Annotated in this window: 21 protein-coding genes and 1 pseudogene; 9 read left to right on the top strand and 13 right to left on the bottom strand. The window is 59.4% G+C overall.

The window, feature by feature from the left end:
• The first annotated feature begins 5 nt into the window (after positions 1–5).
• The 9 genes and pseudogenes from ACXHXG_RS14925 to ACXHXG_RS14885 form a co-directional block, all read left to right on the top strand.
• Positions 6–602 (top strand): cysteine hydrolase family protein, encoded by a 597-nt coding sequence (locus ACXHXG_RS14925; protein WP_457899763.1) that lies wholly within the window; start codon positions 6–8, stop codon positions 600–602.
• Positions 603–637: 35 nt separating this feature from the next.
• Complete coding sequence (locus ACXHXG_RS14920) at positions 638–1,624, top strand: ABC transporter permease (protein WP_457899762.1); 987 nt, start codon at positions 638–640, stop codon at positions 1,622–1,624.
• Entirely contained in the window at positions 1,621–2,475 is an 855-nt protein-coding gene (locus ACXHXG_RS14915) for an ABC transporter permease (protein WP_457899761.1), read from the top strand. Before ACXHXG_RS14920 ends, ACXHXG_RS14915 begins: the two co-directional genes overlap by 4 nt.
• Positions 2,472–3,368: an SMP-30/gluconolactonase/LRE family protein gene (locus tag ACXHXG_RS14910; protein ID WP_457899760.1), complete on the top strand. Its 897-nt coding sequence runs from the start codon at positions 2,472–2,474 to the stop codon at positions 3,366–3,368. Before ACXHXG_RS14915 ends, ACXHXG_RS14910 begins: the two co-directional genes overlap by 4 nt.
• 11 nt (positions 3,369–3,379) lie before the next feature.
• Positions 3,380–4,276, top strand: coding sequence for an SMP-30/gluconolactonase/LRE family protein (locus ACXHXG_RS14905; protein WP_283052980.1), 897 nt, complete (start codon positions 3,380–3,382; stop codon positions 4,274–4,276).
• A 20-nt stretch (positions 4,277–4,296) separates the two neighbouring features.
• Positions 4,297–5,934 (top strand): ABC transporter ATP-binding protein, encoded by a 1,638-nt coding sequence (locus ACXHXG_RS14900; protein ID WP_457899759.1) that lies wholly within the window; start codon positions 4,297–4,299, stop codon positions 5,932–5,934.
• 38 nt (positions 5,935–5,972) lie between these two features.
• Complete coding sequence (locus tag ACXHXG_RS14895; RefSeq protein ID WP_104827791.1) at positions 5,973–6,776, top strand: MoaF C-terminal domain-containing protein; 804 nt, start codon at positions 5,973–5,975, stop codon at positions 6,774–6,776.
• 92 nt (positions 6,777–6,868) lie between these two features.
• Positions 6,869–8,233, top strand: a complete 1,365-nt coding sequence (locus ACXHXG_RS14890) for an MATE family efflux transporter (protein WP_457899758.1) — start codon at positions 6,869–6,871, stop codon at positions 8,231–8,233.
• Positions 8,234–8,446: 213 nt separating this feature from the next.
• Positions 8,447–9,264: pseudogene (locus ACXHXG_RS14885) on the top strand (IS3 family transposase); the annotation flags it as partial.
• Between the two features lie 2 nt (positions 9,265–9,266).
• Here the strand turns inward: ACXHXG_RS14885 and ACXHXG_RS14880 are convergent.
• The 13 genes from ACXHXG_RS14880 to ACXHXG_RS14820 form a co-directional block, all read right to left on the bottom strand.
• Positions 9,267–10,862 (bottom strand): alkyl sulfatase dimerization domain-containing protein, encoded by a 1,596-nt coding sequence (locus tag ACXHXG_RS14880; RefSeq protein ID WP_457899757.1) that lies wholly within the window; start codon positions 10,860–10,862, stop codon positions 9,267–9,269.
• Positions 10,783–11,601: a diaminopimelate epimerase gene (gene dapF / locus ACXHXG_RS14875; protein ID WP_457899756.1), complete on the bottom strand. Its 819-nt coding sequence runs from the start codon at positions 11,599–11,601 to the stop codon at positions 10,783–10,785. The genes ACXHXG_RS14880 and dapF overlap by 80 nt, the downstream gene beginning before the upstream one ends.
• Before the next feature lie 67 nt (positions 11,602–11,668).
• Positions 11,669–12,733, bottom strand: coding sequence for an amino acid ABC transporter permease (locus ACXHXG_RS14870; protein WP_457899755.1), 1,065 nt, complete (start codon positions 12,731–12,733; stop codon positions 11,669–11,671).
• The gene (locus tag ACXHXG_RS14865; RefSeq protein WP_457899754.1) at positions 12,730–13,929 is read right to left on the bottom strand and encodes an amino acid ABC transporter permease; all 1,200 of its coding nucleotides are present in this window, start codon (positions 13,927–13,929) and stop codon (positions 12,730–12,732) included. The genes ACXHXG_RS14870 and ACXHXG_RS14865 overlap by 4 nt, the downstream gene beginning before the upstream one ends.
• Before the next feature lie 7 nt (positions 13,930–13,936).
• The gene (locus tag ACXHXG_RS14860; RefSeq protein ID WP_457899753.1) at positions 13,937–14,980 is read right to left on the bottom strand and encodes an amino acid ABC transporter substrate-binding protein; all 1,044 of its coding nucleotides are present in this window, start codon (positions 14,978–14,980) and stop codon (positions 13,937–13,939) included.
• Positions 14,981–15,224: 244 nt separating this feature from the next.
• Positions 15,225–15,356 carry a hypothetical protein gene (locus ACXHXG_RS14855; protein WP_457899752.1) on the bottom strand — a complete coding sequence of 44 codons (132 nt, stop codon included), beginning with the start codon at positions 15,354–15,356 and terminating at the stop codon, positions 15,225–15,227.
• A 40-nt stretch (positions 15,357–15,396) separates the two neighbouring features.
• Complete coding sequence (locus ACXHXG_RS14850; protein ID WP_457899751.1) at positions 15,397–16,437, bottom strand: isopenicillin N synthase family dioxygenase; 1,041 nt, start codon at positions 16,435–16,437, stop codon at positions 15,397–15,399.
• Positions 16,438–16,595: 158 nt separating this feature from the next.
• A complete protein-coding gene (groL, locus tag ACXHXG_RS14845; RefSeq protein WP_457899750.1) occupies positions 16,596–18,224 on the bottom strand; it encodes a chaperonin GroEL in 1,629 nt (542 codons plus the stop codon).
• Between the two features lie 26 nt (positions 18,225–18,250).
• The gene (gene groES / locus ACXHXG_RS14840) at positions 18,251–18,538 is read right to left on the bottom strand and encodes a co-chaperone GroES (RefSeq protein WP_457899749.1); all 288 of its coding nucleotides are present in this window, start codon (positions 18,536–18,538) and stop codon (positions 18,251–18,253) included.
• Between the two features lie 593 nt (positions 18,539–19,131).
• Positions 19,132–20,292 carry an amidase family protein gene (locus ACXHXG_RS14835; RefSeq protein ID WP_457899748.1) on the bottom strand — a complete coding sequence of 387 codons (1,161 nt, stop codon included), beginning with the start codon at positions 20,290–20,292 and terminating at the stop codon, positions 19,132–19,134.
• Positions 20,293–20,303: 11 nt separating this feature from the next.
• The gene (locus ACXHXG_RS14830) at positions 20,304–21,011 is read right to left on the bottom strand and encodes an ABC transporter ATP-binding protein (RefSeq protein WP_104827708.1); all 708 of its coding nucleotides are present in this window, start codon (positions 21,009–21,011) and stop codon (positions 20,304–20,306) included.
• Positions 21,004–22,761: a branched-chain amino acid ABC transporter ATP-binding protein/permease gene (locus ACXHXG_RS14825; protein ID WP_245464133.1), complete on the bottom strand. Its 1,758-nt coding sequence runs from the start codon at positions 22,759–22,761 to the stop codon at positions 21,004–21,006. The genes ACXHXG_RS14830 and ACXHXG_RS14825 overlap by 8 nt, the downstream gene beginning before the upstream one ends.
• A complete protein-coding gene (locus ACXHXG_RS14820) occupies positions 22,754–23,587 on the bottom strand; it encodes a branched-chain amino acid ABC transporter permease (RefSeq protein WP_260304433.1) in 834 nt (277 codons plus the stop codon). The genes ACXHXG_RS14825 and ACXHXG_RS14820 overlap by 8 nt, the downstream gene beginning before the upstream one ends.
• Positions 23,588–23,626 lie beyond the last annotated feature (39 nt).

Below are 23,626 nucleotides of genomic sequence, written 5' to 3'. Positions count from 1 at the left end.
AAGTCATGCGTTTGCAAGACATTGACGCAGCCAGCACGGCACTGATCATTCTGGACATGCACGTCTGCATCGTCGGCCCGGAGGGAAATGCACAACCTCACGCGACCGAGCAGGATTTGGTTGCCAATATTGTCGCTTTGCGTGACGCAGCAAACAAGAAAGACGTTGCCGTCGTCTTCATTCATCATCGCAGGCCACGGGGCCTGAGGGCACGCGGCATGATGAGCGCGCTGTTTCGGGAGATCGCCGATGATCCCGATCTTCAGCCGGGCGCCCCTGGACTGGAGATGCTGCCGGAGCTTTCGGCAGGCCCTAGCGATATCGTCATCGAGAAGCAGCGGGCGGGCGCTTTCGCCGGCACCGATCTCGACCAGACGCTGAGGGCGATGGGGATCGACACCCTCGTCTTGGCGGGCGCATGGACTAATCTTTCGGTCGAATCGACCGCGCGCTACGGGAGCGATCTCGGGTATCGCGTAATCATCGCCAGTGATGGCACAGCATCGCAAAGCGCTGAAATGCACGAGATCGCATTGAGCGGCGGCCTGTCCATGCTTGCCGAAATAGCGACCTGCGACGAGGTGATTGGTGCGCTGCGATGAAGCCAATGTCTGACGCCGAAGCAAGAACCGTAAGCATGCCGGCGAGTTCAGACGCAGCGGCACAGCTCAAATGGCTGTTCCGGAGGATGTTGAGCGGCGTCCTCGTTCTTTTTGTCGTTTCCATTCTGATTTTTGTAGCCACCCAGGCGTTGCCCTCGGATCCGGCACAGACCATTCTGGGCCGGCAGGCGACACCCGAACTCCTGGCCAATCTGAGGGAACAGCTCGGGCTGAACCGTCCGTTGCCAGTTCAATACGTCTCCTGGCTTGGCGGTCTGCTGACGGGCGATCTTGGCGTTTCGATTGCGGCAAAGCAGCCTGTCGTCTCCTTGATCGGAGCCCGGCTTCTCAATTCTCTGGCTCTTCTCATCTTCTCAGCGGCAATTCTCATTCCGCTTTCCATCGCTGTGGGCGTCGCAATGGCGGTCTGGCGCAACCGCGTTGTGGACAGATCGCTAATGCTGGTTTTTCTCAGCCTCATGGCGCTGCCGGATTTCGTGATCGGCACCATATTGCTGATTTCGCTCGCCACGCTCGTCTTCCAGATCTTTCCCGCCGTTTCTCTGATTCCACCGGGGCAAAGCGGCTTCGGACATCCCTACAAGCTCGTCTTGCCCGTGCTGACCGGCGTGCTGATCACCGCGCCCTATCTCATACGCCAAATGCGGGCCGCGATGATCGAGGCGCTTGAATCGGAATATGTGGTCCAGGCGCGGCTGCGCGGCATCAACGAACGGCGAGTGGTGTGGCGGCATGCGCTTCCGAATGCCCTGGTGCCGATGGTGCAGGGAAGCGCCCTGATGCTCAGCTATCTCCTCGGTGGCGTTGTCGTCATCGAATACATCTACAACTATCCCGGTCTCGGAGGGTTGCTGAATGATGCGGTCCGCTTTCGTGACCTGCCGGTCCTGCAGGCCGTGACCCTGATCTTCGCCACCGGCGTCGTCATCTTCAACATCGTCGCGGATCTGCTGACGATCCTGCTCACACCCCGCCTGCGAACCATCGAGTGGAGCAAATGAGTAATCCATCCTACGACACGACCGGAACCGGATTCTGTCGGAAACTGCTTGCTTCGGGGCGGGTACGCCGTGCGGCTGTGGCGACGTTTCTGTTGCTGGCGATCGCATATCTCGGACCTTTGTTCGCACCCCACGAGCCATCTGATATTGTCGGAATACCCTTCGACGTGGCAGGCGCCGGTGTCTGGCTCGGGACCGACTACCTCGGGCAAGACATATTCTCGCGAATTCTGTGCGGAGGCCGGTCGGTTGTCTGGATGTCCACGCTGGCAAGCCTCATCGCGATCGTCTTCGGTGCCGCCCTCGGCTTGTTCGCAGCCTATGCAGGCGGGCTCGTCGACACGGCAGTTGGCTGGTTTAACGACATTCTGCTGGCGTTTCCCTTGATCGTCCTCGTCATATTGTTTCTGTCCATGCTCGGCCACGATCCGTCGTTGATCGTCGTGGTCGTCGCCATAGGCTGGCTTCCAACGGTGACGCGGCTCAGCCGCGGTGTGGCGCTGTCTGTCATCCATCAGGAATATGTCGCCTGGGCGGAGCTCGTGGGGATGCCTCGCTACAAAATTCTGCTCAAGGAAGTCCTGCCCAACGTCACAACGCCGCTGATCGTCCAATTCGGAGCGCTCCTGACCTGGTCCATCGGCATCATCGCGGGATTGAGCTTCCTCGGTTTCGGCATTCAGCCGCCGAATGCCGACTGGGGCCTGATGGTCAACGAGAACCGAAGCGGCCTGATGATCGCCCCGTGGGGAACTATCGCACCGATCGCAATGATCGCCTTCTTCGCGCTGGCAGTGAATTCACTGACGGATGCCGTCAGCGACATACTCGGTATCGGAGACGTGCTGTGACAGCGGTCGTGGAAATCGAAATTCTGGCTGAGGGCCTTGGCCATCCGGAAGGTCCCGATGTCTTGCGGGATGGCGGTATCCTGTTCGTCGAGGCCGATAGCGGCCGGGTTTGCGTATGGTATCCGGATCGAGCCGTTGTAACGCTTGCCGCCACAGGTGGCGCTCCCTACGGCTCCACGCTCGGCTCCGACGGTTGGATCTATGTCACCCAAAGTGGAGCCAATTACGGCGGCCATGCCCTTCCGCGGCCGCAGATGCCTTCGATACAACGAATTTCGCCGGATGGCGCTGTCGTGCAGTCGGTTTGCTCGGCATCAAATGGCGAGCCATATTTCGCACCCAACGATCTGGTCTGGGGACGGGACGGACGGTTGTATTTCACCGATTCCGGCCTCTGGGAACCGGACAATCCGACACAATCGAGCGCCATCCACGCCGTAAGCGCGGATGGCTTGGCCGAGAAGATCATTGATCTCGGACCTGTTTTCGCAAACGGCATCGGCTGCGAAGCGGACGGGTCGATCATCTGGCTCGAATCCTACACGAGGGTGATCGGACGATTGCGTCCCGATGGCCGACGCGAAGTCGTCGCTCGCCTGCCCGCCGGCCAGACCCCCGAGGGTGTTGCCATCGATAGCGAGGGAAATCTCTGGATCACGACGTTCGAAGCAGGGCTTGTCGCGGTCCTTTCGCGCGACGGCAGGACGCTCAAGGAAATCGAAGTCGGCGGCGTACCCGTCAATTGCACGTTTGTCGATGACTGGCTCTACGTTACCGATTTCGGATCGCCGATCGATCCCGGCGATGAGGACTCGCTGCGACCGGGCCGCTTACTTCGCATGCGCGTCGATGCCAAGGGCATGCCGATGACGCGCGGATTCATGAGGTTATGAGGAACACCAAAATGAGCGATCAAAACACGGTTCATATCCTGGAGCGGAACTTCGGTGAGATGCCGCAGGGCGGCGACACCCTCAAAGATGGACGCTTCCTCACGGTCGACGTAATGACTGGCGAGATCGTCGCTTATTCGCTGCGGAGTGGGCGGGAGGTTATTTCCAGGGTCACAAGTGGCCCGATTGCCATCCTTCGCGGTAGCGACGACGCATTCTATCTCGCCCATACGGGCGGTGTCCTCGGCAATTTCTGGGCGGCGGATGACCAGATCGCACCCTGCATACAGAAGATATCGCCTGGTCAGGATCAAGCCGAAACCATCCTGACCGAGGTTGCCGGAGTGCCTCTTGTTTCTCCTCATGATATCGCTTTCGGACCGGACGGCCGGCTTTATGTCGCGGACTCCCACATTTGGGAGTGGGAGAAGGAGAACCGGAAAGGCGAAGGCCGGATTTTCGCGATCAATCCGGACGGCAGCGCGGAACTTCTCGTCAATACGGGATGCACATTCCCTTGCGGACTTGTCGTCGAGGCGGATGGGGCCGTCGTCTGGACGGAAGCTTATTCGGACAGGGTTCGTCGCCTGCGCAAGGACGGAAGGATCGAAGACGTCTTTCAATTGCCTGAAGGCCACACGCCGCACGGCATCCGCGTCGGCGAGGACGGGACGCTTTGGATCGCTTCCTTCGGTTCCAGTTCGATCGATGAAGTCGCCCCGGACGGAAGCAGCCTGATATCCCATCCAGTCCCTGGCCACCCGATGCATCTCGCATTCGACGGCGACGGTCTCTTGATCGCCGCCTTCCGGGCTGCCGATGCGGACAACATGGTCGGCCAACTGCTGAGGCTCCACACCGGACGGCTGGGCGCTTCGACCGCGCGCGGCGCGATCACATTGCAATGATCGTGGAAGAGGAGCTGACGATGGCGGACCAAGATCGAGCAAGGGCTTCCCGCGCAAAGGTGACCAATCTCTGCGTCGCGCTGAAGGACGGTCGGCAAATTGTCTCGAACGTCAATTTTGAGATCTCGCCCGGCGAAATCCTATGCCTGATTGGAGAATCGGGATCGGGCAAGACGACAGTCAGCACCGCCCTCCTGGCACACACCCGCACCGGCGCAACGATCGCATCCGGTCACGTATGCGTCGAAGGGATCGATATTCTCTCGCAGACACCGCAATCCCTCCTGTCGGTTCGCGGAAAGATCATTGCCTATGTTGCGCAGGACCCGGCCTCTGCGTTCAATCCGGCCATCCGTATCCTCGATCAGATGATCGATGTCGCCCTGTGTCACGGCTGGGATCGCAGGACGGCACGAATCCGGGCAACCGAGATCCTCGGTGAAGTTGGCCTTCCCACCCACGACGAATTTCTTGCCCGCTTTCCGCATCAGGTTTCCGGCGGCCAGCTTCAGCGTCTCGGCATAGCCATCGCCATGCTGCTGGAACCAGCGGTACTGGTGCTCGACGAGCCGACGACAGGCCTTGACGTTGCGACCCAGGCAGTCGTGCTGAAGCTCGTGCGCCGGCTTTGCACGGATCATGGCATCGGCGCCCTCTATGTGACGCACGACCTCTCTGTGGTCGCAGCGATAGCCGACCGCATCGTCGTTATGCGCGATGGAAAGATCGTGGAGGAGAAAGCGGCAGGCCCGTTTTTCAAGGCGCCGGCACATATCTATAGCCGCGAGCTCCTGGCCGCCGCCCCGGATGTCGCACTCACCGGACCGCACAGGAACATTCGGCCGGGTGGTGATGCGTCCGCAAGACCAGTGTTGAGGGTCGTTGACCTTGCGGCGCACTACGGCACGATCTCGGTGCTGGCTGGAGTCACTTTCGATGTCCATGCGGGCGAGTGCCTGGCCGTTGTCGGCGAATCGGGTTCGGGAAAAAGCACCCTCTCGAAGAGCATCGTCGGGCAGCACGTGCAACAGAACGGTTTGGTAGAGCTTGAAGGCATCGCCCTGCCAGCACGCGCCCGTCAACGTTCTCTGCAAGCGCGGCGGGAGCTGCAATACGTCTTTCAGTCCCCGTTTTCCGCCTTAAATCCGCGGAGGACGGTCGGCGAGAGCATCGGGGCAGCCTATGACCTCGTTGAAGGCGATCGGGGAAGGCGGCGGGACGCCATTGTTGAAGTGCTGTCGAAAGTCGGGCTTCGCGCGGATCAAGCGAACCTGCGGCCGGATCGCCTTTCCGGTGGCGAACGTCAGCGTGTCTGCATAGCACGCGCGCTGATCTGCAAGCCCAAAGTCCTCGTTTGCGATGAGATCACCTCCGCTCTCGACGTCGTTGTACAGGAAGCCATACTCGATCTCTTGACCAGGCTTCGGGACGAGGAAGGGCTGGCGATGGTTTTCGTCACCCATAATCTGGCGGTCGTCCGCAATCTTGCGGATCGGGTTCTGGTCCTGGACAAGGGCAGGACCGCGGAAATTGGCATGACTGAGGATGTGCTGACACGGCCAAGCCATCCTTACACCCGGTCCCTGCTCGCGAACACGCTGTCTATTTCCACCATTTCGCAGGAACGATGGGGAAAGTCGGCGCCGACTGCCGGATAGGCCCGCCAAACATTCACATCCCGTAAAGGAACATTGCGATGAACGAACAGGTAATGCCGCAGTCCGACAATGCCCTCGGCCTTGGTGCGAATTTTACCGCCAACAAAGCTGAGCGCAGCGCCGAGCTTGCCGGGCGAAAGATCGATCTCGAACTGAGCAACGGTCAGGATTTTTCTTTCGAGTTCGTCGATGCGGAGAAGATGCGCTGGAGCTCGCGGGGAGCGGCCGTCAAGCGCAATGAAACCTATGAAGCACAGAGGGTCGCCGATGACCTGTTTCTCATTGCCTTCCAGCATGCGGACGATCTTCGTACATCGATGAGCGTCGTCGCTGATCTCCGTTCCGGCGAAGTCGTCTTCATTCAAAACGTCGTGGGTGAAAAAATCGGCAATGAACCGGCCGTCATTCAGACCGTCACTCTCGGCAGGGTCGCCGACCAGGCGCTGCAGGGGGAAAAGATTGCGCAAACGAGCGATCTGTTTGGTCGTCGCGCGATGTGGATCTACAGCGAGGACGACGTTTACGAACATATATACCTCAACGCCGAATGGTACGCGTGGCACTGCCTCAAAGGTGAGGAATATCCGAAGGCCGACATCGATCCTTGCCAGATGTTCAGGCTGCGGGAAGACATCTATCTCCTCACATTTTCCGAGAAAGTGATGGTCATGGCCGCTGGCATGGTACTGGACTTTTCCGGGCTGCGTTCGTACTGCGCGGCACTCGGACGGGATCCTGCGACGAACGAGATCACCCATTTCACCTTCGGCGCGTACGGAATGATCCTCAGCCAGACAAACTATCCCGAACCGCTTGTGAAACCGGCGGCGCTCGCTCCGTAGCCGAACATGCCGACGGCGCCTGCCGAAATCAAAAGAGCAGCAAGGGGGCAGCCGCGCGTCGCCCGACGTCGCGGCGAGCGAGGCGGTTAGACATGGATCAATCAAACAATGCGCACCGGCAAAGTTGGAGCGAGCACTTTTCCGGAACGCTCCGCCTCGGCCTGCCTCTCATCGGCGCACAATTGGCGCAGCTTGCCATCAATACGACGGATGTCATGATTGTCGGTCGTCTGGGTGCAATGGATCTGGCCGGCATCGTGCTGTCGATCCAATACTTCTTCGTGATCCTGTACTTTGGATCAGGGTTCTCGATCGCAATCCTGCCGCTCGTCGCCCAAGGCATTGGACGTGGAGACAGGGATGGCGCGCGCCGCTTTATCCGCATGGCAGTATGGGCCTCGCTGACCTATTCCGTTTTGGTTTTGCCGTCATTTTTGTTTTGCGAGCCCGTCTTGCTCTGGATGGGACAGAAGCCCGACGTGGTCGCGAAGGCTGCGTCCTATCTGACGATCATGGGCTTCGGCGTTGCACCTGCATTGGCGTTCATGGTGCTGAAGTCGTTCTTGAGTGCAATGGGCAGGACACGCATCATCTTCTACGCCAACCTCATATGCGTCGTCTTCAACGCGATCTTTGGCTACACATTTGCGCTTGGCCATTTTGGCTTTCCCGCATACGGCCTGAAGGGTGTGGCCTGGGTTGCCGTTGCAGTGGAAGTGCTGTTCGCACTCTGTCTCGCCATTTACATCGCACTTGTTCCGGAGTGCAGGAAATTTGCGCTTCACAAGGAGATGCTCACGCCGAATTGGCCAGCGCTCGCGGAAGTGCTCCGCCACGGCATACCCATCAGCATGATGATCCTGTCGGAAATGAGCCTGTTTTCCGTAGCAGCCATCATGATCGGCTGGATCGACACACTTCAACTCGCCGCACATGGCGTCGCCATGCAATTGGCCGCCATTGCATTCATGGTCCCGCTCGGCCTCTCGCAGGCCGCGACCGTCAGAGTTGGACTGGCAGCGGGCCGCGCCGACCGCAACGCCATCATCAGGACCGGGATCACCGCACTCGCCATGGCGGCGCTATTCGCATTGCTAAGCGGTGGCCTGCTGCTTTCGCAAGCACGGCTTCTCGCGGGATTTTTCATCGATGCATCCGCGCCCGACGCCGGGAAGGTTGTCGAGCTGGCAATACCCTTCATCACGCTTGCGGGCGCCTTTCAACTGTTCGACGGCCTGCAAACGGTCGCGGCGGGTCTCACTCGCGGCCTGAAGGATTCGGTCGTGCCGATGACACTCGCAATCGCCAGCTATTGGGGTATAGGCTTCCTCGGCGCCTACGTCCTCGCATTCCCGCTCGGCTTAGGCGGCATTGGGATATGGTTTGGTTTCGTCGCCGGTCTCGGTGCTGCCGCCGTTTCGCTGATCGTTCGCTTCGCGATGCTTGCCCGGGGATAAGAGAGATATAAGAAACCGGAAAAGGTTCGGCGGCCACTTTCGGAAGCTGCCAAACAGAAGCTGTAAACGACGGCACTCCGTGGCAATTTGTAGCTCACGCCCGGCAACATCAGAACCATGTGGTCCGGCATGGTGCTCGAAGGGTAATCCTCCCGCCAAATAACGGACTTCAAAAGCAGAATTTTCTCGGGCTTTATGATCGAGGAGATTTTGATGAAGACGAGCAGATTCAGCGAACCGCAAATCCTTGCAATCCTGCGCCAGGCGGAGGGCGGCGTTCCCGTGCCTGATCTATGCCGGGAGCATGGGATGAGCACGGCGTCGTTTTATAAGTGGCGAGCCAAATACGGCGGCATGGATGCGTCGATGATCAGCCAGATGAAGGCTCCGGAAGACGAGAACCGTCGGCTGAAGAAGATGTATGCGGAGATGAGCATGCAAGCCGAGCTGCTCAAAGAGGCTCTTGGAAAAAAGTGACGCGGCCATCTCAACGCCGGGAGATGACCGGGAAAGCGGTGGCGTTGCGCGGGGTGAGCATTGCACTCGCCTGCCGCACCTTTGGTGTCAGCGAGACCTGCTATCGTTATAGCGCCAAGGTTAGCGACGAGAACGAGCAGATCGCCGATCTCCTGATCGGGTTGACGCGGGCGAAGAAGAGCTGGGGCTTCCGACTGTGCTTTCTCTACCTGCTCAATGTCCGGGGGCATCGCTGGAACCATAAACGGGTATACCGCATCTATCGCGAGCTGGAACTGAACCTCAGGATCAAGCCACGTAAGCGGTTGAGGCGCGAGAAGCCGGATGCTCTGGCCGTGCCAGAGAAACCAAACCTGGTCTGGTCAATGGACTTCATGGCGGATCGTCTTGAGGATGGCAGGCAATTCCGCCTGTTGAACGTTCTGGACGACTTCAACCGCGAGGGACTGGGCATCGAGGTGGATTTCTCGCTGCCGGCCGAGCGCGTCATCCGGAGCCTGAACCAGATCATCGAATGGCGCGGCAAGCCGATGGCCATACGGGTCGACAACGGGCATTAGCCTTTCAAAAGGAATTGGGCGGACGTCAGATAATAGTTCCGGGCGGTCGCGTTTACCTGACGCTCTCCCAACTCCGACAGAGCCTTGGCTTTCAGGCCTTTAGCGGCAGCATTACCTATATCGACCGCCAGCACGTGGTCGGCCAGCTCGGCAGCCCATTGAAATTCATCCGCCTCGATCGCTTCCCGTGCCCGGGCCAGCATTTCGTCCGCGCCGCCGGCCAGATCAAGCATCTTTCTCGCACGCTCCACCGGCGGCAACGGGAAGATGTTGGTGGCATTGCCGTCGAACCAACCGACATAGTCGGCGTAGATACCGCGCACCGTCCAGGCAACGCTGCCATAATATTCCTGGAGGTAAGGGCTTTCGGCCAATTCCGGCGGGAGCTTCACCTCTTGAACCAGTTCGCCCGGCCTCATTCCTCGCTTGATGCCCGCCAATGTCTGGTCGAAAACGGTCTTGATGCCATCCCGATATTGGATGAGAGCCTGACGAACGTTATCTTCGCCGAGGATCGGGCGCATGTGCCCCTGCACAAGGTATCGGGCGTTCAGCGGGATCATTTTTTCGAGGCTGGCGATCCACTTTTCGGGCGAACGCAACCGCAGCCCCCTGAGGGGCGAGAGGTTCGGATAGGATTTGTAAAAGTCGTCACCGGGCAAAAGCACGCCTTTGCCGGGAATCCAGACAGCGATATTCTCGACGGACTCTCCGGGCGTGTGAATGAGTTGCATTTCAACGCCCGCGATTTCGATTGTTTCCTCTTGCCCGTTGAACGTCCGGTTCGGAGGAAGGAAACCCTCTCGCGTGTGCGGCGTCACCCGGCCATATTCAAGCTGAGTGCCGGCATTGATGAACAGCTCATCGGGCAGCGTTGTGCCAAAGGCATCGCCGCCATCGCGCTGACCCCTTCCGAATTCCGCAGCGGAATCCGCAAGAATCTGGTGGCTATGGATCTCGGGGGCGTCGCTGCCGGCAAAAACACTGGCGCCGCCGGAGTGGTCTGGATGATTGTGCGTGTAAACAATCGCGCGAACCGGCCGCACCATCCGATCGCCGAACGCCTCGACGATCGCTGCGGCATCGACCGGATTGGCCGCCGTATCGACAATGATCGACCCACCCTCGCCCTGGATCAGCGTCACATTGCTGGCCGAGTAACCGACCGCCACAAACACCCCGTCGGTGACTTCGATCACATCCTTTCGGAACTCCGCCGAGCTGGCGCGAAGCTGCTCGCGCCCTGCAAATTCGTCAGGAGTTGCGTCCGGCGTTGAAACTCCCGCAGACGAAATGAATGCCATATCCTGACCCTGCATCACGATTCGATAAGTGTCTTTTGTTATATCCGACTGCGAAGAGCGAGCGCTACGGCAAGTAGCGATCTGTTCGGCACGATGCCTAGAGACAGAGTGACTATAAATAAGATGACAGTCGGCGAAGCCTGGGCGGGACGGTGGTCCGCGGATAGGCAAGCCCGAGCTGACGGTCTTACACCGCGAGAAAAATAACTCAGGACTTTTGCGACAGCTCGCCGATCCAGGCGCCGCTAAAATTCGGCTCAACGGGGCCAGTAAGAAATACGCCGCCATTCCCGTCCCACCTGACCGCAACAGTCCCGCCATCGCACTCCACGTCAACAGAGCTGGTCAACAAACCACGCCGGATTCCGTTTACGACTGCACCGCAGGAACATGACCCAGAGCCAAGCGGAATACCCCCGCCTCGTTCCCAAATGCGGAGACGAATCCGCGTCGGACTAATTACCTGAACAAAATGGACATTGGTTTTTTGCGGAAACAAGGGATGCGATTCGATCTCAAGTCCACGCCTCTTCACATCCAGAGCTTCGAGATCTTCAACAAAGAAGGTGCAATGTGGGTTTCCCATACTGCAAGCAGATGGTGCGCCGGGCAGAGGTAACTTCAGAGTGTCTGCCTCTTGGGCAATTGGCACATCACGCCAATGTAGAAGCGGCTTGCCCATATCGACTGATATCCGGCCGTCCAATTCGCGAAAGCAGGTGAGAAGCCCTCGATTGGTTCTGACCACAACGGAAGAAGAGCCGGTTTCCCGCAAAAGTTTCCAAGCAACACCTCGTGTGGCGCTACCACAAGCATCGAGCGTCGAACCATCGGAATTCCAGAACGTGAGCTGAGTTGCTGCATCCTCACAATCTGCCATGACCGCGAGTTGATTGAAGCCTATCCCTCGATTTCGATCTCCGAGGCGTTGGGCGATATCTCGATTGATGATGTTCGCCTGGCCGCGCAGATCGACAATGGCGAAATCGTCCCCGTTCGCGTGCATCTTCTGAAAATCGAATGACATTGCTGATCCCATGACGTAACGACGGCTCTGAAGTGCAGCGGCATACGCTGTTCGATTTTACTGCAAATCACTTTCTGGTCCGCAGTTTCGCCTCCAGCCAGATGCTGTAGCGCGAGGCACCGAAGCTGATCGCGAAATAGATGCAGGCGGCAAAGACGAAGGCCTCGCTGTAGAAGCCCAGCCAGTTCGGATCCGTTGCGGCGGTCTTTGCGGCGTTCAGCAGATCGGAGATGCCGATGACGGTAAGCAGCGACGTGTTCAGCAGGATACCGATGGACAGATTGACCATGGCCGGGATCACGATCCGCAACGCCTGGGGCAGGACGACAAGCTGCACTGTGCGCCAGTAACCAAGCCCGAGGGAATAGGCTGCCTCGGTCTGGCCGGCCGGTATCGATTGAAGGCCGGCACGAATGACCTCGGCCAGATAAGCCGAGACAAACAGCGTAATTCCGATCTGCGCTCGCAGCAGCTTGTCGGTCAGTGCATCCGCCGGTAGCGCCATCGGAACGATGAGCATTGCGACGTAAAGGACGGCAATCAAGGGAACCCCACGCAGGCATTCGATGAACAGCACCGCGAGTATGCGCAGGATCCTCATCTCGGATCGGCGGGCCAGCGCCAGCAGCAGGGCGATGGGAAATGCTGTCGCCAGCCCGATCAGTGAGACCAGCAGAGTGATCGGAAGTCCGCCCCATTGGTTGGTCGGAACTTTCGGCGGCAACAGCGTCCCGGCCATCAGAAGCCAGCACAGCGGTATTGCCGCAAGCCAGAGCAGCAGCAGCCATTTGCTCCAGGACTGCGGCCTGGCGGAGACGAACAGCAGGATTGCAATTCCCAGGATGACGAGAGCCGGTCGCCATTGCAGGGCGGGTGGATAAAAACCAAAGATGATGAAACGAAATTTCGCGCCTATGAAGGCCCAGCATGCGCCCGCGCCATCGACACCGCAATCCGGCGCCGATCCCGTCCATACCGCATCGTTGACGGCCCAGCGCCACAGAGGCATGAACATCCATACCGCGACGGCAAGGCAAGCAAGCGTCAGCAAACCATTCAGTCTGCTGTCGAAAAGTCCGGCGGCCAGGCTCCGTCGGCGAAATCTCGGAAGGACGATCTGCAGTTCGCTCATCGCCGCCTTTCCTCCCTCAGCATGATACGGCGATTATAGAGGTTCATCAGCACGGAAACCGCGAGATTGAGCGTCAGATAGGCGACGGCGATGATCGTGATCGCCTCCAGCGTCTGGCCCGTCGTGTTGGCGGTGGTATTGGCGACGCTCACGAGATCGGGAAAGCCGATGGCGACGGCGAGACTCGAATTCTTGGTCAGATCGAGATAATTCGATGTCATCAGCGGCGTGATGACCCGAAGCGCTTGGGGCAGTACGATAAGCCGCATGATGTGCCCAGGCCGCAGTCCCAGCGCACGGGCTGCTTCCCACTGACTGTTTCCAACCGACTGAATGCCGCTTCTCACAATCTCGGCGATGGTGGCCGCCGCATTGAAGACAAGCCCCGTCAACAGCCCTGCAAACTCCGGCGTCAGCGACAGCCCGCCGCTGATATTGAAGCCGCCGCGCGCAGGCGGTTCGGCGGATACCGAAACGCCTGTCGCCCAGCAAACGGCAACGAACATCGCAACGGAAAGCACAAGGATACGGGTCGCGTAGAAACGCTGACCGAAGAACAGCCGCCGCGTGGCGATGATCGTAGCCCCGGCCGCAGCAGCGGCCAACGGCAACCAGATGAACGCGGAAGGTCCGTCGAAAATCAGCCGAGGAATGAAAATGCCGCGATTGGAAAGAAAAAAACCACCGGAAAATTCGACTGCCCGGCGCGGCGCGGGCAGGCTGTGGAAGATCGCGCTCCACAGAAAGAGCTGAAGCAGCAGCGGCGTGTTGCGGAATATTTCGACATAGGCACGCACGACGGAGGCCAGCACAAGATTTCCGGACAGCCGTGCGATACCGAGCATCACGCCGCAAACCGTTGCGATCACACAGCCAAAGAAGGCCACGTTGATCGTGTTGAGCAGTCCTGCCAACAGCGCGCGAGCATAGGTATCGGAAGAGGAATAAGCGATTAGGCTTTCGCCGATTTCGAAATTCGCCCGCTGAGACAGGAAGGCAAAGCCGAGTTTCAGGCCAAGCCTTTGCATGGTTTCGACAACGTTGTTGCCGAGACACCAGCAAACGGCGAGGACGACAAAGAGGAACGCCGCCTGAGCAAAGGGCGAAGGACCGAGCCATTGGCGGGCGGAGGCCAAAAAACCGGGCTTGGAAAAGCCCGGTTCGTATCTCTTCCGTGACGTGATACGCAACAGCACGAGCGGCTCAACGGAACGGCGGCGAATAGATGAGACCGCCCTTGGTCCACAGCTGGTTCAAGCCGCGGTCGAAGTTGAGCGGCGTGCCCTTGCCGACATTGCGCTCGAAGATCTCTCCGTAATTGCCCACTGCCTTGATGATGTTGTAGGCAAACTTGGGATCGAGGCCGATCGCTTCGCCAAGCGAGGTGTCGACGCCGAGAAACCGCTTGATGGCCGGGTCTTCGCTCTTCAGGAAGGTATCGACATTTTCCTTGGTGATCCCGAACTCCTCAGCCTGAATGGTGGCATAGATCGTCCAGTTGACGATTTCGAGCCACTGATCGTCGCCGGCCCGCACTGCTGGCGCCAGCGGCTCCTTTGAAAGCCGTTCCGGCAGAAGGATATAGTCGTCCGGTTTCTTGAGCTGTGTGCGCCTTGCGGCCAGATCGGTCGAGTCCTGCGTCAACGCATCGACGCGGCCGGTATCGAGCGCCTTGGTAAACTCGCTCGTCTCCTCGATCGTGATCGGCGTAAACTTCTTACCCGTCTTGCGGAAGAAGTCGGCGATGTTGAGTTCACCGGTCGTGCCGCTCTGGACGCCGATCGTCGCCCCATCGAGCTCCTCACCCTTGGTGACGCCGAGATCCTTGCGAACGAGCAGACCCTGCCCATCATAGAAAACGACCGGACCGAAGTGGAAGCCGAGCTTGAAAGCCCGGGTGATCGTCTCGGTCACCCCGGAAAGCAGAATATCGAATTCACCGGCCTGCAGTGCCGGCAAGCGCTGCTGCGGCGAGGAATTGGTGAATTCGACCTTGTCGGCATCATTGAAAACGGTGACGGCGAGCGCCCGGCCGAAATCGACGAAAAAGCCCTGCCAGCGACCGTTGCTGTCCGGCGTGAAGAAACCTGGCGTCGTTCCGACGCCAACCTTGATTACTCCGCGCTCCTTGATCTTGTCGAGCGTCTGGCCGGCTTCGGCTGCGACCGGCAAGAATGCGGCAGCGGCCATCATTGCCGCTCCCGCGGCCGTCCGCAGTTGCCGCTGGATAAGCGAAATTGCTTGCATGAAATACTCCTAGAGTTTCGTCCCCAATTGCAGGCGCATCGAGCTTGGGAGGATCAGAAAGCTGCCTGCATCAACGATCTTAAATAGATACAATCTATAAAATAGATAGATTATTGCTGCGCACTGCCTATTTATAAAACGCCATGCTCATTTTTGAGGCTGATGAGGTTTCTTTGAAAGCGGGGAGATAGCATCGAGAAAGCATGAGAAACTGTCGCCGAAATTGCCTTTGCGGTGCACGTTCTCAATTGATCTGCGCCTGTAGCGGCCCTTCGTCATGCGTTGCGATATTGCGGCCAAAGGGGTTGATGAAAAGAAGAGCCGTCATCGCGAATATCAGCGCGAAGACGACGAGAAGAGATTTTTGCTGCTTCATGGCGGCCCCAGAGTTGATAACGGCGACACGCAGATTCCCGTCAGGCAGGGGTTCCTTCCTTGAGTTGCTCTTCGAGCAGGTCGGCATGATGTTCACGCGCCACGTCCGGATGCGAGCGCAGACGCGATTTCAGAACGTTGCGGCCGACCTCGCGAAAGAGCGGGTTGAGCGGGTCCTGCGTGACACCGCGCACCTCTGCGGCGAGCGCCGGCGGCAGATCGAGAACCGGGATGGTGGCCGCTAGATTGGCGCCGAGGAAGAAAGGGATGGAGAGGCGATCGCCTCCCGCCGGCGGCGTAACCACCCGATGGATGTTCGCCTTCAGATAACCGTTGGAGGCAAGCTCCAGCAACTCCCCGACATTGACGACGAATGTGCCGCGGATCGGAGGCGCTTCGATCCAGCCGCCTTCGCCATCATCCACCTGTAAGCCGCCAACCACGTCCTGCAGGAGGATGGTGACGAAACCGCCATCCTTGTGGGCGCCGACACCCTGGTCGCTTCCGGTCTGGTCACGGCCGGGATAGCGCACGAGCTTGAGCAACTGGTTCGGGCCGTTGCTGTAGATCGGCGCGAAAACGTCCGGTTTCTGACCGAGTGCTTCAGAGAAGGCTTGCAATACCTTCAAACCGACGTCGGTGACGTCATCGATCCATTTGAGCACGGCCGGCCGCAATTCCGGAAGAGCCGAGGGAAACTGGTTCGGACCGATCAGCCGTTGCCACGGCGGATCCTTCGGGCCGATCTGCAGCCTTTCTCGCTCCGCACCGAAATCGACCTGCTCGCGCCAATCCTGCTTGCCGCGCGTATATTCGAAACCGGCGCGATTGTAGCCGCGGAAATGCGGCGACCTCAGCATCTCGATCTCCAGCTTCTGCGCGTCGGGCAAAGAGAAGAAGCGGCGTGCGAGCGCCGCCAGATCGTCTATCTCCTGCTGCTCGATGCCGTGCCCGGCCAGGTAGAAAAAGCCGAGGGTTCGGCTGACCTCGCGAAGCTCCGCCAGCGCCTGCTGCCGCTCGGGATGGGCAGGAGCAAAACGCTTGAGGTCGAGGATCGGAAGCGTCTTTGGAGAGGCGGTCACGGTTTTATCCTTCTTGAGCGGCTCGAGAATCGAGCCCGGGCGGAACTGTGGAGCGGGGCTGCGGCCTGAAGCCCGTTCGGGGTCACACCGATCTGTCCGGTAACCTCGGTGCATTCGCCGGCGGAGATCTCCGCCGGCGACCTATCAGCCGACGGGGCTCAATAGTCGAAGCCGCCGCCCGGTGCAGCCGGAGGCGCCGACTTTTCCTTGGGCACTTCGGCAATGAGCGCCTCGGTCGTTACCAGAAGACCGGCGACGGAGGCGGCGTCCTGAAGCGCGGTGCGCACCACCTTGGCGGGATCGACGATGCCTTCCTCGAGGAGATCGACATACTTCTCCGACTGGGCGTTGAAGCCAAAGGTCGGCGAGCTGTTCTCCAGCACCTTCCCGACGACGATCGAGCCTTCGACGCCGGCGTTTTCGGCGATCTGGCGGATCGGCGCCTCAAGCGCCTTCAGCAGAATATGAATGCCGGCCTGGATATCGGGATTGTCGTTCTTCAGAGCTTCGACCTTGGTCTTCGCCCGAAGAAGCGCCACGCCGCCGCCCGGTACGATGCCTTCTTCGATCGCCGCACGCGTCGCATTCAGCGCGTCGTCGACACGATCCTTCTTCTCCTTGACTTCGATCTCAGTGGAACCGCCGACGCGAATGACCGCGACACCGCCAGCAAGCTTCGCAACACGTTCCTGCAGCTTTTCGCGGTCGTAATCTGAGGACGTTTCCTCGATCTGCGTCTTGATCTGCTGAACACGGGCGTCAATTTCAGCCTTTGCGCCGGCGCCGTCGACGACCGTCGTGTTCTCCTTGTCGATGCGGAGCTTTTTTGCCCGGCCAAGCTGGTCGAGTGTGACATTCTCCAGCTTGATACCGATATCTTCGGAGATCACTTCACCGCCGGTGACGATCGCGATGTCCTCAAGCAGCGCCTTGCGGCGGTCACCGAAACCTGGCGCCTTGACGGCGGCGATCTTCAGGCCACCGCGCAGCTTATTGACAACGAGCGTTGCCAGCGCCTCGCCTTCGACATCCTCGGCGATGATCAGGAGTGGTCTGCCGGTCTGAACCACTGCCTCCAGCAGCGGCAGCAACGGCTGAAGCGATCCGAGCTTCTTCTCATGGATCAGGATATAGGCATCCTCGTATTCGACGATCAGCTTTTCCGCATTCGTGACGAAGTAAGGTGACAGATAACCCCGATCAAATTGCAGCCCTTCGACGACATCCAGTTCTGTTTCGAAGCTTTTTGCCTCTTCGACAGTAATGACACCTTCATTGCCGACTTTCTGGACAGCTTCGGCGATAAGCCTGCCGATTTCGCCTTCACCATTGGCCGAGATCGTTCCGACCTGTGCAACCTCATCGGAAGAGGCGACCTTGCGCGAACGTTCCTTGATGCTGCGAATGGCTTCGGCGGTGGCAATGTCAATGCCACGCTTCAGATCTTGAGGATTCAAGCCAGCGGCGACAGCCTTTGCGCCCTCGCGAACAATGGCCTGTGCCAGCACGGTTGCCGTTGTGGTGCCGTCACCGGCAAGATCATTGGTCTTGGAGGCGACTTCGCGCAACAGCTGCGCCCCGAGATTTTCGAACTTGTCCTCAAGCTCGATCTCTTTGGCGACGGAGACGCCGTCCTTGGTGATGCGCGGAGCACCGAACGATTTTTCGATAACGACATTGCGCCCCTTCGGACCCAGCGTCACCTTCACCGCGTCGGCGAGAATATCGACGCCGCGCAATAGTCGCTGACGGGCATCGGTGGAAAATTTGACTTCCTTGGCAGCCATAAAGAGTTCCTTCCTAAAATGCCGAGTTAGGCCACAACGCCGAGGATGTCGGCTTCCTTGACGATCAGCAGGTCTTCGCCGTCGATCTTGATCTCGTTGCCGGACCATTTGCCGAACAGCACGCGGTCACCGGCCTTGACGTCGAGGGGCGCGAGCTTACCGTTCTCGTCTCGCACGCCCGGACCGACGGCGACGACGGCGCCCTCTTGGGGTTTTTCCTTGGCCGTGTCCGGAATAATGATCCCGCCTTTTGTCTTCTCCTCGCTCTCGACGCGCCGGATCACGACGCGATCATGCAGGGGGCGAAATGCCATTTGCGTTTCCTTCCTGAATTCCAATCAAAATCGTTCTGGCAGCACTCTGATGACGGTGCCACTGACGATATTGTCTTGAGGAGGAGAGCGATTGGCAAAGCGTATCGCTTCGATTCAGCTACGGAAGGGAGAAGGGAATTTCAATTTTCTACCAAATTTGTAGATTTCTATGTCCCACGCCGAAGTGGTGCAGGCTCCGGAAATCCTACCGATGCGCGCATGAAGAAGCGCTGGTCAGGTTTTGATCTGCGAGCGCTATGGACGCCATCGTTTTTGCAGCGGCAAATTTCACATCCCCTGATCGCCAAGGCTGTGGAACTGCGGCCCGTCTTCGCGGACCCGGATCGGATGCTGGTTAGACTCCAATCAGCCTGCTTTCTTGCGTTCCCTGTCGCTGTTTTAGCGTACTTGCTTGTCAACACTGGGAGATCGTAAATGAGGTGTCGGTTCCTCTTGATCCACCGCCTCGAAAGGAGGCGAACTATAGACCCCCAAGTGCGAAATTGCAGCGTATCCTTTCTTCATGAAACTGCGTCATCGGCGAAGCATGCGAACGGACAACCCCGTCCGTCTTCGAACTTACATCTGCGCTTTCATTCCGCGCTTAGTCGCCTAGCTACATTAACAAGCATCCTGTCAGCGCTCCTTGCGCCGAACAAGGAAAGCGAAACGTTCTCGGCACAACTGGCGACTGGAAAAGCCAGCTGCGGGCAGCCGCTAAGGCCCGAGAGACAAAGAAGCTTGATGCAGGCGGAACGAAATGCGGCGAAGCTCTCCGGTTCGGCATCGCGCGTTGGTGGGCTCGTGGCCAATGTCGGAAGAACGACAACCGCATTTTCGCAGAGCAACCGGTCGATTTCCCCCGAAAACAGCTCGCGGATTCTGTGCGCCTCGCGCACCGCTTCGTCGTCCAGGCGGGAGCCTGCTAGAAGACGCGCGGCGATATCGGGAGCAATGGCTTCAGGACTCCGTTCGAAGAGCGTTTTGTTGCTTTCCCAGGCTTCCTTTTGGAGGATGGTGATAAACGCCAAAGCGAGATCCGCGAGGCTGAATGAGATGATGGAAGCGGTCCTGCGGATAGGCATGCCCGCCGATCGAAGACTGGCGATCATCTCGTCGGCGATCACGTCGTCGATGGTTTCGAAAATATCCTCGGGAATGAGCATGGATGATGGTCGGTCATTTGCCGAGGGCATGCCAACGGCGCTCATCACCGCGGCCATCGGTTCGAGACTTCGCGTCATGAAACCCGGCACATCGAAGCTCGGCGCCAGCGGGCGCAGCGCCCTGTTGTCGAGGCTTCCATGTGTCGGCCGCCAGCCGATGAGGCCGTTGATGGCGGCGGGTAGCCGGACGGAGCCGGATGTGTCTGTTCCAAGGCCGAGATCCGCGAGGCCCGCGGCAACCGCGACGGCCGAACCCGACGATGACCCGCCGGGAATGAGGCCCGGATCATGTGGGTTTTTCGGCATGCCGAAATGGATGTTGCCGCCAATAAGGGAATAGGCGAGCTCATCCGTGTTGGTTTTGCCGACGAAACAGGCACCGGCATTCAGGAGCGTCTGGACCAAAGGCGCCGTCGCCGTCTTGATGCCCGAAGCAGCGAGCACCGCGGCATTGCCGGCCGCCGTAGGATAGCCGGCGACGTCAAAAAGGTCCTTCACTGCGAGGCGAAGGCCGGAAAGCGGGCCGGCGGATGCGTGGCCGACATCTACCTGCGGATAGGGCATGAATGCATTCCACCGGTCCTGCACTTAACCGCTCCCTAGATCTTCAGATGCTGCAAGACACGGTTGCGGCTGTCTGGACCATTGGGGCTTTCGTCTTCGATCGCTCCAAGTTTGAGAATGGCCCAGCGGTCCGCCACGGAAAGGGCGAAGTCCAGGTTCTGTTCGACCAGCAGGATGGTCGTGCCGCGCTGCTCACGGTCGTGCCTCAGCGCTTTGGCAATGTTCTGTACGACAGAGGGCTGCAGGCCTTCGGAGATTTCGTCGATCAGCAGCAGCTTTGGCCGCAGCATCAGCGCCCGCGCCAGGATCAGCATTTTCTGCTCACCCCCCGAAAGCGTGCCGGCCTTCTGGGGCAGCCGGTCCTTCAGAAACGGGAAATAGCCGTAGACCCTCTCCAGCGCGGATGCCAGATCCCGATCGCCTTTGAGCGCGAGGCGCAGATTGTCGCGGATGGAGAGATCCTGAAACAACGGCAATTCTTGAGGTGCATAGCCGATTCCGGAAGCGATTAGTTCCGCAGGCTTCCTGTCGATGATAACGGCACCATCGACCTCGATTGTACCTTTGCCGGCACGCAGGAAGCCGAGGATCGTCTTCAGCAGCGTCGTTTTGCCCATGCCGTTCTTGCCCATGAGGGCAAAGATCTCGCCGGGCCGGATGGCGAGCGACACGCCATTGACGACATCGACCGCGCCATATCCGCTCGATACGCCGCTGAGCTTGAGTTTGAACGCGTCAGCCATGGGCGCCTCCTGCGTAGATGGTGCGAACCGTTTCGGAATTGACCACGTCATTCACCGTGCCGTCGAGAACAAGCTTGCCTTGGTGGAGAACCACGATGCGGCTCGATATGTCACGCACGAAATCGAGATCGTGTTCCACCAGGATGGCGGCGAAACCCATCTCGTCCGTGAGTTTCTTGAGGATGGCGCCGATGGTCATGCGCTCGGTCTTGGTTAGGCCCGCAGTCGGCTCGTCGAGCAGAATGATGCGTGGCTCCAGAGCGACGACCATCGCCAGCTCGAGAGCCTGCCTTTGACCGTGCGACAGTAGCGAGACCGGTTTGTCCAGCATGTCAGCCATGCCGGTGAGCATCAGGATCTCGGCCGCAGCAGCCGGCAGCACGATCTCGGCGGACGAGCGCATCGGGTTGGGCGTCTCACGGCTGAGACGCGCCATCTTCAGGCATTCGCCGATGGTCATGCTGTCGAAGATGCTGGCGACCTGAAATTTCCGGCCGACACCGAGGGCGACGATCCGTTCGGGTGAACGACCAGCGATATTCGTACCGATGATATCCACTTGACCTTCGATCTCTTGGGTACCGTCCGACAGACAACGCATCAGAGTGGTCTTGCCGGCGCCGTTCGGGCCGACCAGGCTGACGAGTTCTCCGGCGCCGATTTCAAGGTCGATGCCCTTCAGCACGGATAAGCTGCCATAGGACTTGCCGAGACCGCGGATCGACAGAAGGCTTCCGCCTGCCAACCCACCATTCTTGGCGACGATGCGCGTCGGCAAGGGCTTCAAAGTGCTGTTGGAGTTTGCGGACTGCAGGAAACGCGTCACCAAGGAGGCGAGGCCGCCCGGCAAAAGGATGATCATGACGACGAAGAGCGCACCGACGATCAGTTGCCACAGGAAGGGTAGATCGCCCGACAGGCTGGCGCTCAGATAATCGATGCCGATTGCGCCGAACAAGGGCCCGATGATTGTTCCCCGACCACCAAGCGCCGTCCAGACGACGAGTTCGGTTCCGAATACGAACCCGGTGTTCTCGGGCGCGACGACACCGGACGCATTGGCATAGAGGAAACCCGCAAGGCCACATACGCCGGCAAGAACGCCGACCAGGACGATTTTCGTCCGGGCGGGGTTCATGCCCAGATAGGCGACGCGGGCTTCATTGTCGCGGATTGCAGCGAGCAGACGGCCGGCGTCCGACCGGACAAAGACGATCCCAAGAACAGCCAAAGCCAGCAAGCAGGTGCCCGACAGGCGAAAATAGCCGGAAAGCCCGAGCGGGAGAGTTTCGTAACCGACGAGGCCGCTCGAGGAGCCGGTCCAGGTACCGCCCGAAAAGACGAGCTGTGTAACGACGATCGGCACAACGAGCGAGATCACGGTGGCATAGAGCGGTGTCGATCCGTGATAGAACGACAGCCAGCCGACCGCGAGACCAAGCAGGAGCGGAACGAGCACGGCGGCGACAAGGGCGACGACGAAAAGCGCCGGGCTTGCGCCAATATGGGTGAGAACCATGGCGGTGGCATAGGCGCCGACGCCAAAGAATGCCGCCTGCCCGAAGGTGAGAACGCCCGTATAGCCCCACAGCAAATCGACGGTGATCGCCAGCATGGCGTAAATCATCGAACGCGTGAGGACGTTGAGGCTGAAGCGGCCGAGGAACATCGGTCCGAAAGCGATCAGCAGAAGTGCTGCAGACGCCAGCGCCAGCAAAAGAACAAGCCGGAGTTTCTGTTTGTCAGGCACGGGCAAATCCTTTCGGACGTATGCGCAATGTGACTGCGCAGAGGACGGCGACGGTGATGCCGCCGAGGATCGGACTGAAATAGGTGCTGACGAGCACCTGAGCGGCGCCGAAGATGAGACAGGCGGCGGCAAGCGCGCCGAAAGAAGAGCCCGCGACCATCACCAGCATGAAGGCGCCGGTCAGCCAGGCGACGCCCATATTGGGATCGACGCTGGTCAGCGGCGCGAGCAGCACGCCTGCAAGGGCGGCAAGGCCGGTGCCGATCATGAAGGTTGCGAGCCGCACCTTTTCGGTGTCGATACCGAGCCCGCGCGCCAGCGTTTCGTTCATGATGACTGCCCGCGCGGAAAGACCAAGCCTTGTCCCATCGAGCAGCAAGGTGAAACCGAGACCCAGACCGATAGCCGCCGCAATGGCGAAAAGGCGGTAGGCCGAGTAGCCGATGCCGAAGAGATCGAAGGTGCCGGGCAGCAGAGCCGGTGTGAACTGCACATCGCGACCAAACCAAAGCGTGATCAGTTGGCCGATGACGATGCCTAGCCCCCAGGTTGCAAGAATGGCGTCGAGCGGTCGTCGATAAAGAGGCCGCACGATGAACCGTTCGGCAACGCCGCCGAGGATCGCTCCGACCAGAAATGCGAAAGGAATGGCAAGCCATGGATTGAGGCCGAATCCGCTGACGACGACGGCGCAGTAAGCCCCGATGGTCAGCCATGCGCCATGCGCGAAATTGATGATCTTCAGCACGCCGAAGATCGCAAGCAGCCCGGCGGCAACGATGAAGAGAATGGCCGCGGTACTGACGATATCGAGAAAGAGGGTCATTTCTGGAACTCCGATGCTGGAGGCGGGGCCCCTGCCCCG

Source organism: Rhizobium sp. LEGMi-198b (genome assembly GCF_054114205.1).
Note: the sequence above shows the minus strand (reverse complement) of the source record. Positions and strands in the feature narration are given on the sequence as shown.